Annotated in this window: 13 protein-coding genes; 5 read left to right on the top strand and 8 right to left on the bottom strand. The window is 70.4% G+C overall.

Annotated elements, in window-relative coordinates:
• The first annotated feature begins 151 nt into the window (after positions 1-151).
• From NZH93_RS50705 to NZH93_RS17850, 4 genes are all read left to right on the top strand, one after another.
• On the top strand, positions 152-3,613 hold the full coding sequence (locus tag NZH93_RS50705; RefSeq protein WP_259624232.1) for a WD40 repeat domain-containing protein: 3,462 nt from the start codon (positions 152-154) through the stop codon (positions 3,611-3,613).
• Between the two features lie 214 nt (positions 3,614-3,827).
• Positions 3,828-5,009 (top strand): cytochrome P450, encoded by a 1,182-nt coding sequence (locus NZH93_RS17860; protein ID WP_259624231.1) that lies wholly within the window; start codon positions 3,828-3,830, stop codon positions 5,007-5,009.
• Entirely contained in the window at positions 5,006-6,256 is a 1,251-nt protein-coding gene (locus NZH93_RS17855) for a DegT/DnrJ/EryC1/StrS family aminotransferase (RefSeq protein WP_259624230.1), read from the top strand. Before NZH93_RS17860 ends, NZH93_RS17855 begins: the two co-directional genes overlap by 4 nt.
• An 8-nt stretch (positions 6,257-6,264) precedes the next feature.
• Positions 6,265-7,446: a macrolide family glycosyltransferase gene (locus tag NZH93_RS17850; RefSeq protein ID WP_259624229.1), complete on the top strand. Its 1,182-nt coding sequence runs from the start codon at positions 6,265-6,267 to the stop codon at positions 7,444-7,446.
• 25 nt (positions 7,447-7,471) lie between these two features.
• Here the strand turns inward: NZH93_RS17850 and NZH93_RS17845 are convergent, their stop codons facing one another.
• The 5 genes from NZH93_RS17845 to NZH93_RS17825 form a co-directional block, all read right to left on the bottom strand.
• Complete coding sequence (locus NZH93_RS17845; RefSeq protein WP_259624228.1) at positions 7,472-8,590, bottom strand: glycoside hydrolase family 43 protein; 1,119 nt, start codon at positions 8,588-8,590, stop codon at positions 7,472-7,474.
• 103 nt (positions 8,591-8,693) lie between these two features.
• Positions 8,694-9,230, bottom strand: a complete 537-nt coding sequence (gene speG, locus NZH93_RS17840; RefSeq protein WP_259624227.1) for a spermidine N1-acetyltransferase — start codon at positions 9,228-9,230, stop codon at positions 8,694-8,696.
• A 23-nt stretch (positions 9,231-9,253) separates the two neighbouring features.
• Positions 9,254-9,943: a type 1 glutamine amidotransferase domain-containing protein gene (locus NZH93_RS17835; protein WP_259624226.1), complete on the bottom strand. Its 690-nt coding sequence runs from the start codon at positions 9,941-9,943 to the stop codon at positions 9,254-9,256.
• Positions 9,944-10,015: 72 nt separating this feature from the next.
• Entirely contained in the window at positions 10,016-10,618 is a 603-nt protein-coding gene (locus NZH93_RS50700; RefSeq protein ID WP_259624225.1) for a TetR/AcrR family transcriptional regulator, read from the bottom strand.
• Between the two features lie 133 nt (positions 10,619-10,751).
• Positions 10,752-11,810 carry an aromatic ring-hydroxylating oxygenase subunit alpha gene (locus tag NZH93_RS17825; protein WP_259624224.1) on the bottom strand — a complete coding sequence of 353 codons (1,059 nt, stop codon included), beginning with the start codon at positions 11,808-11,810 and terminating at the stop codon, positions 10,752-10,754.
• A 110-nt stretch (positions 11,811-11,920) separates the two neighbouring features.
• On the opposite strand from NZH93_RS17825, the gene NZH93_RS17820 reads away from it, so the two are divergent.
• Positions 11,921-12,862, top strand: a complete 942-nt coding sequence (locus tag NZH93_RS17820) for a PDR/VanB family oxidoreductase (RefSeq protein WP_259624223.1) — start codon at positions 11,921-11,923, stop codon at positions 12,860-12,862.
• On the opposite strand, the gene NZH93_RS17815 is transcribed toward NZH93_RS17820, so the two are convergent.
• From NZH93_RS17815 to NZH93_RS17805, 3 genes are all read right to left on the bottom strand, one after another.
• Positions 12,859-13,488, bottom strand: a complete 630-nt coding sequence (locus tag NZH93_RS17815; protein ID WP_259624222.1) for a TetR/AcrR family transcriptional regulator — start codon at positions 13,486-13,488, stop codon at positions 12,859-12,861. The genes NZH93_RS17820 and NZH93_RS17815 overlap by 4 nt on opposite strands.
• Before the next feature lie 160 nt (positions 13,489-13,648).
• Positions 13,649-14,563, bottom strand: a complete 915-nt coding sequence (locus NZH93_RS17810; RefSeq protein ID WP_259624221.1) for an AraC family transcriptional regulator — start codon at positions 14,561-14,563, stop codon at positions 13,649-13,651.
• Between the two features lie 40 nt (positions 14,564-14,603).
• Positions 14,604-15,518, bottom strand: coding sequence for an MBL fold metallo-hydrolase (locus tag NZH93_RS17805; RefSeq protein WP_259624220.1), 915 nt, complete (start codon positions 15,516-15,518; stop codon positions 14,604-14,606).
• Between the last annotated feature and the right edge of the window lie 148 nt (positions 15,519-15,666).

Raw genomic sequence — 15,666 nt, 5'->3', positions numbered from 1 at the left:
GTCTGGACAATGGGCGCGAAATCTGGGGATGGTGCACATGCCACGTCGTGAACGCCCATTGGATGTGGGCGACAGCCCGTTGTTGAGATTCGCCGCCGATTTGCGCGAGGTCCGGGAGAAAGCCGGGAGCCCGCCTTATCGGGAATTGGCCGTGGTCGCGCACTACTCGGCCGCGACCCTGTCCGACGCCGCCGGGGGCCGGAAGCTGCCCGTGCTCGCGGTGACGCTCGCCTACGTCCGCGCGTGCGGCGGCGACCCCGTCGAGTGGGAGGCCCGCTGGCACGCCCTCGCCGCCCGGCTGAGCGCCGAGGAGGAGCCGGGCGACGGCGACGCGGCCTCGCCGTACGTGGGGCTGGCGGCGTTCCAGCCCGAGGACAGCGCCCGCTTCTTCGGCCGCGAACGGCTCGTCGAGGAGGTGCGCGCCCGGCTGGCCGACCACCGGTTCGTGGGCGTGCTCGGCGTGTCCGGCGCGGGCAAGTCGTCGCTGCTGCGGGCCGGGCTGCTGCCGGGGCTGCGGGCCGTCCTGTTCACGCCCGGCGCCCGGCCCCTGCGCGAGCTGGCGCGGCTGCTCGACGAACACCCGCCCGGCGACGAACTCGTGGTGGTGGTCGACCAGTTCGAGGAGGTGTTCACCCTCTGCCGCGACGAGTCCGAGCGCACCCGGTTCATCGACGCGCTGCTGGCCGAGGCGGAGTCCGACATCGGGTCGCGCCGGGTCGTGGTGGGCATCCGGGCCGACTTCTACCACCGCTGCGCCGCCCACGCGGGCCTGGCTCGCGCGTTGGCCGAAGCGCAGGTCGCGGTCGGTCCGATGAGCAGCGACGAGCTGCCGCGGGCGATCATCAAACCCGCCGTCCAGGCCGGGTGCACCGTCGAGGGGCCGCTGCTGGCCAAGCTCGTCGCCGACGCGACCGGTCAGGCCGGGATGCTGCCGCTGGTGTCGCACGCCCTGCTGGAGACCTGGCGGCGGCGGCGCGGCAACGCCCTGACCGTGGCCGGCTACGAGGCGTCCGGCGGCATCCACGGCGCCATCGCCCAGACCGCCGAGCACGTCTACACGGCGCTCGATCCCGGCAGGCAGCGGCGTGCCCGGCAGATCCTGCTGCGCCTGATCACCCTCGGCGAGGGCAACGAGGACACCCGCCGCCGGGTGCCGTGCGGCGAGCTGGACGACGACCCGGACACCGCCGCCGTGCTGGACGCGCTGGCCGGTGCCCGGCTCGTGGTGCTGGACAAGGACTCCGTCGAGATCGCGCACGAGGCCCTGATCCGCTCGTGGCCGCGGCTGCGCGACTGGCTGGCCGAGGACCGCGCCGACATCCGCGTCCACCGGGGCCTCACCGAGGCCACCGCAGCCTGGGAGGCCGTGCGGCGCGACCCCGGCGCGCTCTACCGGGGCGTCCGGCTCGCGGTCACCGGCGACTGGGCCAAGCGGCACGAGGACGACATGACCGCGCACGAGCGGTCGTTCCTCGACTCCAGCAGGCACGCCGAGGCGCTCGACCAGGCGCTGCGCCAGCGCCGCAACCGGCAGTTGCGCTGGCTCACCACGGCGCTGTCCGCGCTGCTCGTGGTGGCCGTCGCCGTCACGGTCGTGGCCGTCCGGCAACGCCAGGACGCCATCAGCGAAGGCCTGGTCAGCACCTCGCGGCAACTCGCGGCCGAGGCGGAGACGCTGGCGGGCAAGGACGTCGCCCGCGCGATGCGCGCGAGCCTGGACGCCTACCAGAGCTACCCCACGGTCGAGGCGCGCAGCGAGGTGCTCAGCCTCGCGTCGCGGCGTGACTACCAGGCGCTGCTGCCCTCGCCGTCGGACGTGCGCACGAAACCGGCGTTCACGCCCGACGGCCACCTGCTCGCCGCTCCCGGCGGACCGGGGCACGTCGACCTCTGGGACGTCGCCGAGCGCACCCGCCGCGACGAGCTGACCGGCTCGTTCGGCCAGGTGCTGGTGGTCGCGGTCAGCGTGGACGGCACCCTGGTCGCCGCGGGCACCGAGGACGGCGAGGTGCTGATCTGGAGGCTGGCCGACCGCTCGCTGGTGGCGCGCGGCGCGTCCTCCACCGACCCGGTCCGCGAGCTGCGGTTCAGCCCCGACGGCCGGGCGGTGGCGGTGGCGGACGCGGGTGCGACCCGGCTGCTCGACACCCGCGACGCCCGCCCGGTGACCACTCCGGGCACCGGCGCGGGATCCGGCTCGCTCGCGTTCAGCCCGGACGGCACGACGCTGGCGTTCACCGACGGCGGCGGGGTCGTGCTGTGGGACCTGCGCACGGGCAGCGCCGTCGGCACCCTGCCCTCACCGGAGGGGCTGCTGACCTCGGTGGCGTTCAGCCCGGACGGCCGCACGATCGCCACGGCAGGCGCGGGCCGGTCGGTGCGGTTGTGGGACGTGGGCACCCGGCAGCGGGTGGCCGACCTCGACCACGTGGACAGCGTCGCCCAGGCCGAGTTCGACCCGACCGGCGGACGGCTGTTCTCGGTCGACATCGGCGGCACCGTGGCCGTCTGGGACCTGGCCCGCCGGGCCCGCGTCGGCCAGCTCCTGCGGAACAAGAACCACGGCGTCGGCGGCGCGGTGTCCAGCCCGGACGGCCGGTTCATCGCGGGCAGCAGCAAGTCCGGCTTCCTGCTCTGGGACCGCACCCGCGTCCCGTTCACCGGGCACGTCGACACGGTCAGCGGGGTCGCGTTCGACCCGGTCGGCGGCAACGTCGTGAGCGGCAGCGCGGACGGGTCGCTGCTGGTCTGGGACCGCGAGACCCGCGCCCCGCTGGCGTCCGCGCCGGGCGGCGGGACATCGTCGCTGGAGACGCGCGGACCGTGGGTGAGCCCGGACGGGCGGTGGGTGGTCGCGGGCTACGGGGGCAGGGTGGTGCTGCGCGACGCCGCCACGCTGGCCGAGGTCGGGGTGGTGCTCGACGGGCACGTGGTGGAGAAGGCGGTGTTCAGCCCGGACTCGCGGACGCTGGCCCTGATCGTGGACGCCAGGACCGTGCGGTTCGTCGACATCGCGACCGGGAGCCACCGCGACCGGGCCGTGGACGGCGACGGGGCGCTGGACGTCAGCTACAGCCCGAACGGCCGGTCACTGGCCGTCGCGACCGAGCGCGGTCGGGTCCTGGTCTGGGACACCGAGACCGGCGACGAGGTCGTCGTGGCCGAGGACGGGCACGCGTCGACCGTCGTGTTCAGCCCCGACGGGACGGTCCTGGCCGCCACCACCTACCACGACGGCGCCGGGCGGGTCGTGCTCTGGGACGCCGCGACCCACCGGCGGACCGGGGAGCTGACCGACCCCGGCGGCCGGTTCAGCCTCCTCTCCTACAGCCCCGACGGACGGCTCATCGCGACCTTCGACCACGACGACACGGTGACCCTGCTCGACGCCGCCACGCTCACCCGGTGGGCGGTGCTGTCCGGGCACACCGGGCCGGTGACCGACCTGGCGTGGAGCCCGGACGGCACGCTGGCCAGCGCGAGCCGGGACCTGACCGTGACGCCGTGGACCACCGACGTCCAGGCCGCGCTCGGCGAGCTGTGCCGGGCGCTGGCGCGGGACTTCCACGACGGGGGAGCGCCGCCCGCGGCGTGTTCCGGTCCGACTCCCTAACACGGAACGTTGTACGACGTCGAGCTCTTGGCGTTGAACGACAAAGTCGGAACAAAAAGACTGCGAATTCGACGGGAATGGGTACGAGGAGGTCGTTGCGGGTTCGCTCGAAGGTGTGCCAGCATCTCCGTCGATGCGGTGGGAATGTCCCGCATTTCCCCTTGCGACTTCGGCGAATGCCTTGGAGTGATCTGCTGTGGAAACCGGGAGCACAATGCGGTCGATCCCGACCGCGCGCAGTTGTCCGTTCGACCCGCCGGAGGAACTGGGCCGGGCGCGGGAAGCCGCGCCGATCAGCCGGTTCTCCTTCCCCGACGGGCACCTCGGCTGGATCGCCACCGGCTACGCCGCCGTCCGCACGGTGCTCACCGACCCCCGGTTCAGCCACCGCGCGGACCTGGTGCGGCCGACGCTCGCCATGGACCGGGTGGAGATCCCCGAGGTGCTGCCCGGCATGTTCACCCGGCTCGACCCGCCGGAGCACACCAAGTACCGCAAGCTGCTCACGTCGGAGTTCACCCTGCGGCGGGCGAACGAGCTGGCGCCGCGGATCGAGCAGATCGCCGAGTCGCTGCTCGACGACATGGAGCGCCAGGGCCCGGTGGTCGACCTGCTGCGCTCCTACGCGCTGCCGCTGCCGTCGCTGCTGATGTGCGAGGTGCTCGGCCTGCCCTACGCCGAGCACGACCGGTTCCAGCACGACTCCGACACGCTGTTCGACCTGAGCGCGTCGGAGGAGGACACCGTCGCCTCCTGGGTGTCGATGATCGACTTCCTGAGCACCGCCATCAGGGCCAAGCACGACCAGCCCACCGACGACGTGCTCGGCAGGCTCGTCGCGAGCGGTGAGCTGGACGACGGCGAGCTGGTCACCGTCGCGATGATCCTGCTGATGGCGGGCCACGAGACGACGTCGAACACGCTGACCCTCGGCGTGTTCGCGCTGCTGGAGCACCCCGAGCAGCTCGCCGCGCTGCGCGCCGACCCGGCGCTGGTCGACAGCGCCGTCGAGGAGCTGCTGCGCTACCTCACGGTCAGCCACATCGGACCGGTGCGCACGGCGGTCGAGGACGTCGAGGTCGCGGGCACGCTGGTGAAGGCGGGGGAGTCCGTCACGATGTCGCTGGCCGCGGCCAACCGCGACCCCGTGCGGTTCCCGGACCCCGACGTGCTGGACCTGTCCCGTTCGGCGGCCGGGCACGTGTCGTTCGGCGGCGGCGCGCACCTGTGCACCGGTCTGCAACTGGCCCGTGCGGAGCTGCGGATCGGGCTCACCGCGCTGCTGCGCCGGTTCCCGACGCTGCGGCTCGCCGTACCGGCGGCGGAGGTCCCGCTGCGGGAGACGATGGTCGTCTACGGCACCCACAGCCTCCCGGTCACCTGGGACGTCGGGTGACCAGCACCCTCGACGGGCTGGCCCTGCACGGCGGGACCCCGGTGCGCACCCGGCCGTTCCCGGTGGCGACCGGGGCGGCGGGGCGCACGTTCGGCGAGGAGGAGAGCGCCGCGGTGCGGGAGGTGCTGACCAGCGGCAGGCTCAACGCGCTCGGCGGCTCGCACGTCGCCGGGCTGGAGTCGGACGTGGCCCGGCTGCACGGCGTCGGCCAGGCGGTGGCCTGCAGCTCGGGCACGGCCGCGCTGCACATGGCGATCGGCGCGCTCGACCCGGATCCGGGCGACGAGGTGATCACCACGCCGGTCACCGACTTCGGCACGATCATCGCGATCCTGGCGCAGAACGCGGTGCCGGTGTTCGCCGACGTCGACCCGCTGACCGGCAACCTGTGCCCGCGGAGCGTGGAGCGCTGCCTGTCCCCGCGGACCCGCGCGATCGTGGCCGTGCACCTGCTCGGCGCGCCCGCGCCCGTGGTCGAGTTGGCGGAGATCGCCCGCGGGCACGGGATCATGCTGATCGAGGACTGCGCGCAGGCGCTGCTCACCGAACCCGCGCCCGGACGGCTCGCGGGCACGGTCGGCGACGTCGGCTGCTTCAGCCTCCAGCAGTACAAGCACATCACCTGCGGGGAGGGCGGGCTGGCCATCACCGACGACCCCGTCCTGGCGCGTCGGTTGCGGCTGTTCGGCGACAAGGGACGGCCGCGCGACACGGCGGCCCGCACGCACCTGTCGTTCGGGATGAACTACCGGATGACCGAGTTGCAGGGCGCGGTCGCCAAGGCGCAGCTCGGGCGGCTCGGCGACGTGGTCGAGCGCCGCAGGCGCACCGCGCGCCGGTTGGCGGAGTCGTTGCGCGGTCTGCCCGGCGTCGGTCTGCCCGAGGAGACCGGCCACAGCTTCTGGTCGTTCCCGCTGGTGCTCGACCCGGCGCTGGCGGGCGGCACTAACCTGCGCTGGGCGTCCGCGCTGCGGGCCGAGGGAATTCTCGCCGAGGGCAGGCTGTTCGACCACCCCGCCTACGCCTCGCCGGTGCTCGCGAACGGCCGGATCTACGGCAACTCCACGTTCCCGCTGTCCAGCCCACCGTCCAGGAAGGACTGGAGCTACGGCCCCGGCCTCTGCCCGGTTGCCGAACGGCTGCTCGCCACCACGCTGCTGGTCCTGTTCTGGAACGAGAACTACACCGACGCCGACGTCGACGACATCGCCACGGCCGTGCGGAAGGTGCACGCCGCTCTCACGTGAGGAGAACCATGCCCAAGCACGTCCTGTTCCTCAGCGCTCCGGCCTTCGGCCACGTGTTCCCGACGCTCACCATCGCCGAGGCGCTCGCCAAGCGCGGCCACCGGGTCAGCTACGCCACCACCGAGCCGTTCGTCGAGTACGCCCAGCTCTCCGGCGTCGACCCCCTCGTCTACGGCCCGTCGCTCGCCGCCATCCCGGCGGCTGTGAGCGACCACGCCGACACCGCCGAGATCGTGCTGGCCTGCATGCGCTTCTACGAGGAGGGCCTGCGCTGCGTCGACGGCGTCGAAGCCCTCGTCGAGCACGCCCCGGACCTGATCGTCTTCGACCCCATGATGTACGGCGCGGCCGCGGTGCTCGGTCGCAAGTGGACGGTCCCGATCATCCTGACCCACCCGAACCTCGCGTTCAACGACACCGTCGACTGGACCGCGCCCCGCCGCGCCGAACTCCTCGCCGGTCCGCGAGGCGCCGAGGCGGCCGCCGTCGAATCCGGTCTGCAAGACCTGTTCGTCCAGCACGGCATCGACGAAACCCTGCTCCACCAACCGGACGACCTCGCCCTCGTCTTCGTCCCCCGTGATTTCCAGCCCCAGGGCGAGTCCTTCAGCGACCACTACGCCTTCGTCGGCCCGTGCAACGACGGCACGATCTTCCAGGGCGACTGGAACCCCCCGACCCCCGACCGCCCCGTCCTCTTCATCTCGCTGGGCACCGTCCACAACGCCCGTCCCGACTTCTTCCGCCTCTTCGCCACCGCCTTCGCCGACCTCGACTGGCACGTCGTCGTCACCCTCGGCGGCTGGGCGGACGCCGACCTCGGCGAGCTGCCCCCCAACTTCGAGGTCCACCCCTGGATCCCCCAGGTCGCCGTGCTCGAACACGCCACCGTGTTCCTCTCCAACGGCGGTCTCGGCGGCGTCATGTCCGCCGTCCAGCAGGGCACCCCGCTCCTGCTCGCCCCGGAGGTCGCCGAACAGGACATGGACGCCAGGCAGGTCGTCGAACTCGGCCTCGGCCGCGTCGTCGAGCTGTCGACCATCACCCCGGACGCCCTGCGCCACGCGGTACTGGACCTGGCCGCGGACGAACGGACGGCGGCCAAGGTCCGCTGGATGCGCGACCGGGTGCGGGAATCGGGCGGCACGGCGCGGGCGGCGGACCTGATCGAGGCGAGGATGGGCGGGTAGCCCGGAAATCCGGGGCGTCGATCCGCTACTCGGAGAACGCCAGGCTCCACCCGGTGTCCGCGGTCGGACCGAGGCCGTTGGCCCGCCGGTAGGTCGTGTGGTCGCGCCAAGCGTACGTGCCGGTGTACCAGTGGCGGTTGTCCCAGGTGTAGGGCAAGTCCTCGGGCACCGCGTGGAACATCATCGCGGACGTGGAGCCCGCCGGTGGGCTGGCGGCGATGTCGCCGTCGGGCAGCACGAAGGTGTGGTGGCCGGGACCGTTGACGGCCGCGGTCGGATCCCGCCCGGCCATCATGGTGGTCGGGTCGGAACCGAACACGCAGCCGGTGGACTTGTACCAGTCCCAGGGGTGGGTGGGGTCGCCTTCGGCGCGCAGCCGCAGGTCCGCCAGGCAGTACTGCTCGCTCCAACTCCCGTTGGCCGAGTAGACGACGTGCAAGCGCCCGCCGGGGTCCTTGACGACCTCGGGCGCCTCGTTGATGAACGGGTAGCCGACGACCCGCTCCCACGGCTCGCGCGGGCGTGAGACGACGTACCTGGCGCCGATCGGTGTGAGCGGGTCGGACATGCGGGTGATGTAGATGTTCTGCTCGACGGCGGTGCACCCCCAGCCCGACCAGACGAAGTAGCGCTGTCCTTCGAACGTCACCGGAACACCGTCGATGGCCCAGCGCCCACCCGGCAGGGCGAGCTCGCTCTCGGGCGTGTAGCCGGAGTCCGGCAGGTCCGAGCTGATCACGTACATGCGGTGCGCGGAGTCGTTGCCCGCCGAGAAGTAGATGTGGTACCGGCCGCCGTCGCGGACGATCTCCGGCGCCCACACCGAGCCGCGGCCGTGCGCGTCCAGCCAGACCCGGCGCGCGGGGGCCGCGGCCAGACCATCCACACTGGACGATTGCCGGACCTGGATGCCGCCGTCCCCCGCCTGCGTCGAGACGTAGGTGTCACCGACGCGGATCACACTCGGATCGGCCGCCCGCACACCGGTGTACGCGCGTGCCGACAGGTCGCACTCGTCCGCCGTGTCCGGCACGGCACCGTGGGCCGGTTGCCCGGTGAGCACGAGCGCCGCGACGGTCACGGCTGCCGCCAGGCGACCGCGCCGGGTCGACCGGGCTCGGGCGACTCCGGGGAGGAACGTCATCGGACTCCTTGGCGGGATGGTCGTGCGCTGCTCACGACCCTAGGTCCCAACGTCCTCACGATCGGGTGGGTTCCGCCGCCTGATCGGTGCGACTCCGAACCGATCAGGCGGTGTTCTCGCTCTCCATCCTCCGCAGGTGGTCGCGCTGGAGCACTCCCATGCGCAGGGCGTCGCGGTACCGCCCCGCCGCGAAGAACTCCTCCCGGAGGGTCCCCTCGTCCTGGAACCCCACCTTCCGGTACACGTGGATCGCCTTCTCGTTCGCCACGTCCACGATCAGGTAGACCTTGTGCAGGTTCAGCACGGCGAAGGCGTAGTCGAGCGCCTTCCGGGTGGCCGCGGCGGCCAGGCCCCGGCCCTGGTGCGACGGCGCGATGATGATCTGGAACTCGGCGTTGCGGTGCACGTCGACGATGCCGACCAGCTCGACCAGTCCGGCGGCTTCGCCGTCGACGTCGATGATGAAACGACGCTCGCGCTCGTCGTGGATGTGGCGGTCGTAGATGTCGCGCAGCTCCACCAGCGCCTCGAACGGCTCGTCGAACCAGTACGACATGATCTGGTCGTCGTTGAAGAGCTGGTGGACGAAGGGCAGGTCGTCCCGTTCGAGCGCGCGCAGGCGGAGGGGTGGCGTCGGCATGGGTCCACCGTAGTGGCGAGGCCTCAGCCGGTGCGCTCGTCGAGCAGCGCGATGAGGGCGTCGGCGGCGGGGGCGGACGAGGCCGGGTTCTGACCGGTGATCAGCAGCCCGTCCCGGACGACGTAGGGCTGCCAGTCGTCGGTCTTGGAGTAGCGGCCACCCAGCCTCGTGAGCTCGTCCTCGACCAGGAAGGGGACGACGTCGGTGAGACCCACCCCGTCCTCCTCGGTGTTGGTGAAGCCGGTGACGTCCTTGCCCCGGACCAAGGGCGTGCCGTCCTCGTCGGTGGCGTGGCGCAGAACGCCGGGCGCGTGGCACACGAGCGTGACCGGCTTGCCCGAGCGCAGCGTGCTCTCGATCAGCCGGACGGAGTCCGCGTCCTCGGCGAGGTCCCACAGCGGTCCGTGCCCACCGGGGTAGAAGACCGCGTCGAAGTCGTCGGCCTTGACGGAGTCGAGGCGTGCCGTGGACGCCAGGGCCGCGGTCGCTTCCGCGTCGGCTTCGAAGCGGCGCGTGTCGTCGGTCTGGGAGGCCGGTTCGTTGCTCACCGGGTCGAGCGGGGGCTGACCGCCCTCGGGGGAGGCGAGCACGACCTCCCAGCCCGCGTTCTTGAAGCGGTAGTAGGGGGCCGCCAGTTCCTCGAGCCAGAAACCCGTCTTGCGCCCGGTGTCACCGAGCTGGTCGTGGGATGTGAGAACGACGAGAACCTTCATTGTTCCTCCTCTATTAGACCGGTCGTCTCCAACCGGGTAAGCGTTCGGGATCGGACGCGCGTTCGTGCCGCGCTACTGGCCCAGGAGCCGGCGGGTGGCCGTCATCGTCGTGTCCATCGGCGCGCTGCTGCGGTGGATCTTGGCCAGCACGCTGGCGCCGAGCCACATGTCGTAGAGGACCTGCGCCGTCGCGCGCGCCTCCCAGGCGATCGTCAGCGACCCGTCCCGCAGCCCCTGGTCGATCACCTGCTCGACACGATCGACGATCGCGGTCGTGCCCTCCTTGAGCACGAGCCGCATGGACTCCGACAGGTCCGCCACCTCGGCTCCCAGCTTCACTGCCAGGCACCTGCCGTTGCAGTCGTCGAGGCTCTGCGTGTCGTGCCACTGCCGCCAGTAGGCCATCAGCCGCTCGGCCGCCGACCGGCCGCCCGGTTTCAGCAGGCGGTCCATGTCGGCGAGGTACTCGTGGAAGTAGCTCTTCATCACGGCCTCGCCGAAGGCGTCCTTCGAGCTGAAGTAGTGGTAGAAGGACCCTTTCGGCACCTTTGCCTCGGCGAGCACCTCGTTGATGCCGACCGCGGCGTACCCCTTGTGGGCCATGATCCGCTGGGCGGCGTCGATGATGCCCTGGCGGGTGTCGGTGTTCCCCGAGGTGGTCGGCACGACGGTCACGCTAGCACTCCATTAGACCGGTCGTCTAGCGGTCGGCATCCGTGGTGGGGTCATGCCGATCGACGTTCCGAACGCCGCCGCTCGAGTCCGAGCGACGGCGTTCGTCCTGGCCGACCCCGTCCGATGGATCAGGTCAGTTCAGGAACTCGGCTGACGGGTGCGACCGCGGAAAGGTTCGCAGGTACTCGAAGAAGCGGGCGAGCACCCGATCGCCACGGGTCAGGTTTCCGGGGGTGTAGCGCATGCCGGCGAAGATCGGCACGTCCTCGGAGGCGATCGACATCTCCAGGTCCAGCACGTAGTCGAGGAATTCGCCGGTTTGCTCGGACGTCTCACCGGGTTCGGGTTGAGCGCAGATCGTGTAGAACACGGTGGTCTGGCCGGGGGTGGGGATCCCCATCCAGGTGGACCACCCGAACCAGCGGCCGTCGACCGTTCCGTTCTGGTGGAACAGGTTCGTCCCGTGGATTTCCGGACGGATGTCGAAGACCACACCCGCCGGGGCCACCGCGTGGATGGGGAAGGTCGCCGAGTAGTCCTGCCAGGTGGCCTCCTCGTACGGATCGTTGCGCATGTCGAAGTGGTGCAGCTCGGTGACGTGCAGCAGATCGGGGGTGTTGGCGCAGATGACCCAGGGGTCGACCTGGAATCGGTCCGGGAAGGTCCCCGACCGGAGGACCAGTGAATCCTCCGGTCGATCGAAGTCCGGAATCGAGAAGCGCGGTTCCACGCCGTTGAACGCGAAGACGACGCCGTACCGCTCCACGGTCGGGAACCGGTACAGCGACGCTCGGGGCGGGACCGGATCCCCTGACGGGAGGTGTGCGCACCGCCCGCTGCCGCCGTCGTACTCCCAACCGTGGAACGGGCACCGGATGTTGCCGGACTCGGTGACCTGCCCGATCGACAAGTCCGCCCCGAGGTGCAGGCAGTACGCGCTGAACACGCGAACTTCTCCGTGTCGATCGCGGGAAACGATCACCCGTCCATCGAGGAAATCGCATCCGTGCACTCCTCGTGCCGGGACGTCGGAACTCAAGCAGACCGGAAACCAGGTTTCACTGAAAACACCTCCTTCGCCTTCCGCTGGGATCGCTCGTCCTTTGAGTCGGCGCTGCGGAGTCGTGTCGTGGGCTCGGTTTTCCTGAATTGCCGTCACTTGTGCACCCCTGCCATGGTATTCGATTTCCACGCTCAGAAAACACACCTGGTGCGAGATGAGAGTGGTGGGAGCCTGCTTGCCGCACCAGATGTTAGAGTCTAAGCTCTAGGAGAGCGGGCGGTCAACCAACCCTCGTCACCATGGAGGTTTCTGTGCTTGAGTCGAGATTTCCCGTCGTTGTGACCGCGGCCTGGACCGCGGCACGTCACGTGCTGGCTCTCGACGTGGGTGCGGATTCGGATCGCGCGCTGCCGGGCTGGACCCCCGGTGGTCACGTCACCATTCACACCCCTGCGGGTTCCTGCTCCTTGTCGCTGTGCGGTCGCCCGGCCGATGATCGCTGGCGGCTGGGCGTGAGGAATCGCGGCGACGGAGCCGCGCGGTGGCTGCACGACAACGCCACGGTGGGCACCTCGCTCGAGGCCAGTTCACCGTCGACCACGTTCGGGATCGATCCGAACAGCGACAACCACGTCCTGATCGCGGGCGGCGTGGGAATAACCCCGATACTCGCCATGGCGCTCGAACTCGCCGAACGAGGGGCTTCCTGGCACCTGCTGTACATCGGCTCGTCCCGGCAGGAGATGGCTTTCCTCGATCACCTCCGGGGCGTCCGGGAAAGGGTGACCGTGTGGGAGACGGCGTCGCGCGGACGACCGGACGTCGCCGCCTTGGTGGGGGAGTGGATCGAGGGGCCGTCGACCGTCGTCTACTGCTGCGGTCCGGCCGGGCTGATCGAGTCGGTTTCCGGTGTTTTCTCAGGCACCGGCAGCCCACGAGTCCTTTCCGAGCGCTTTGCGGCCACTGCTGACCTGGAGGGGAGTTTCGAGGTCGAGCTCGGTCGATCCGGTGGAAGGGCGCAGGTTCCGGCAGGCGTGAGCGTCCTGGACGTTCTCGAAGAGCGAGGAGTCGACATCCCGTGGTCGTGTCGAGCAGGCATCTGCGGGACGTGCGAAACGCCGTTGCTCGCCGGTCGGACCGACCACGGTGACAGCCTCGTCGGGATGACCCGCGCCGCCGACGTCTGCTTCCCCTGCGTGGTGCGCGCGGTCGACGGTGACGTCATCGTGCTCGACGTCTAGCGCGTGGACATCGTCCGATCAGCGGCTATCCGGTCGATCTCGGAGGTGACCTCGGCGGCGAAGTCCTCGGTCAGGTGCGGCTCGACGATCGAGAACGCCTGCCGCGCCGCTTCTCCCAACTGGGCGTGGGTAGCCGCGCGGCCCCCGTGGATCGCTCCGAGGTACTGCCACCACCCCACGAACACCACCGCGGTGGTCGACGCGCACCGGGCGACGGTGTCCCCTGGAAGATCGGGGCTCCGGAGATGTCCCAGCGCCCGCAATTCCTCGAACAGCGCGACCAAGCGGTCGGTAGCCCAGGACAGGGATTGCCTGTGTCGGGAAGCGAGGGAAGGGCTGGCGTGCATCAGCGTCGTCGAATCGGCGAAGACGAATCGGAACCGCTGGATCGTGTCAAAAGAACCCAGGTACGCCATCGCCACCCCGGTGGCCGTCACGGGCGAGTTCCAGGAGCCATTCCTGCGCACTTCGTCCGTCATGTGGGAGTACAGCTCCGAGGCGATCTCCTCTTTGTTGCGGAAGTGGTAGTACAGGTTGCCGGGGCTGATCTTCAGCTCTTTGGATATCTGATTCGTGGTGACGAGGTCGAACCCGTTCTCGTTGAACAGGCGGAGCGCCTCGGTCACGATTCGCTCTTTGTTGCCCATAACGGCCTTCCGTCACCCGGCTGTCGCGTGTCGCCGATACCCATCCAGCCCTCGCGGCCTTGGACACCGCGGAAGGCACTCTATCCCAACGGTCGCGCGGTCCGCGGTTCTCCGTCCACTCCGGACGGCAGGTCCGCGGCTACCGTGCTTCCGGGGCCAGGGTGAGCGGGAAACCGGACGACGGGGGCTCCCACTCGGCGATGTGCCGGTGGTCGGTGCGGCGCTGCCGTCGGTACTCGCCCGCGGGGAGCCCGTACTCGCGCTTGAAGGCGTTGGCGAAGGCGTAGGCGGAGCCGTACCCGCTGCGCTGGGCGACGATCGACAGGGGTGTGTCGGTCGTCCGGAGCAGGCGTGCCGCGGTGGTGAGCCGCCACCACGTCAGGTAGGTGAGCGGTGGCAGTCCGACCAGTGACGCGAACCTGCGGGCGAACGCGGCGCGGGACAGGCCCGCCTGCGCGCCCAGGGACTCGACCGTCCACCTGCCCGCGGGTTGCTGGTGCATGGCGCGCAGCGATCGGGAGATCGCCCGGTCCCCGAGGGCGACGCACCACCCGGTGTCCTGGCTCTCGGCGCGTTCGGTGATCCAGGCGCGGAACAGGTGCACGAGGACGACGTCGAGCAGCGCGGGCACCACCACGTCGTTGCCAGGTGCCTGGTGGTCCAGTTCGTCCCGCAGGAGGCTGATCGACGTCTGGAGGTTGGGGTGGCGATCCGATCGGGCGGGCACGTGCACCAGGTCGGGGAGGTCCTGGATGAGCGGGTGGGGACGTGCCTGGTCGAGTTGGTAGGCGCCGCACACCAGTTGGGTCGTGCCGTCACCGGCGTTCTCCAGCGCGTGTTCCGCACCGTGCGGGAACAGGACGGCGTCGCCGGGACGCAGGGTGACAGCGGCCCCCCGCCCACGGGTGATGCGGCACCGGCCTGCCGTGACCACGTGGAACCGGGCGCCTCCGAAAGACGGGAAGTCCATCCTCCACGCCGCTTCCGCCGATGTGAGCGACGAGTAGGGCCGACCCGCGCGCATCGCGCCGATCACATCGCTCAGCACGTCCATACCGAGCTCCTCTCCGACGATGTGGTTCATCTTGAAGCGGTCAGCGGAAGGGCGTCAGAGGGCCCCACCGCTTGATCGAGTACGCGCCGTTCGCGTAGGCGACTTCAGCGGCGGCCGCGCCGCCCAAGTGAGCGGGCACCACCAGGCTGTTGGTCGCTGCCGCCTGTTCGAGGACCCGATCGCGTGACCGCGCGGCTTCGACCTGGTCCTCGCTCAGACAGGTGTCGTGATTCGGCTCGATCATCTGGAGCGGCGTGTGGACGACGTCCCCGACGAACATCGCCCGGTCGGTGCCGGACTCGAGTCGCAGCACGGCGGAGCCCGGTGTGTGGCCGGGAGCCAGTTCGAGTGACAGGTCCTCGTCGATCCGGTGGCCGTCGCCTTCCCACAGCACCGCCTGGCCCGCCTGGTGGATCGGCAGGACGCTGTCGGCGAACGTGGCCCGACTGTCGTCGACCGAGCCGAACGTCGACCGTTGGACGTGGCCGTTGGCGGGATTCCAGTAGTCGAAGTCGGCCCTGCTCATCAGGTACCGGGCGTTCGGGAACGTCGGGACCCACTCGCCGTCGACGAGTCGGGTGTTCCACCCCACGTGATCGGCGTGGAGGTGGGTGTTGACGACGATGTCGACGTCCTCCGGCTCCACCCCCGCGTCCGCCAACCGGGCGAGGAAGTCGCCATCACGTCGGGCCAGGAGTTCGTGGTCACGGGGTTTGTCGTTACCCAGGCCCGTATCGACCAGCACGACCCGTCCGGCACTCCGCAGCACCCACGTCTGCATGTACGCGTAGTAGTCGCCGGTCGTGGCGTTCCAGAACTCCGGGTCCAGCCAGGACTCGTGCTCACGCCAGAGTTCGTCGGGCATGGACGGGAACAGGACCCCTGCTGGAGCGAAGTTCCCGTGCCACTCGACCACTCGGGAGATCTCGACATCACCGAGAGTGAATTTCTGCATGAGTCCAAAGTAGAAGGTGCGTGTGAGACGGGAAATGCTCGACCGTCTCCCGCTTTTAATCACGCGTCTTCGGGGATGCTCACGACCGCGCGTGCCGTGTACCGATCAGCCTGGGTAGTGACCCGGCCGTCCGCTCTGTGCCGGGCGG

The sequence above is a fragment of the Umezawaea endophytica genome (assembly GCF_025061645.1).
Lineage (GTDB): Bacteria > Actinomycetota > Actinomycetes > Mycobacteriales > Pseudonocardiaceae > Umezawaea > Umezawaea endophytica.
Note: the sequence above shows the minus strand (reverse complement) of the source record. Positions and strands in the feature narration are given on the sequence as shown.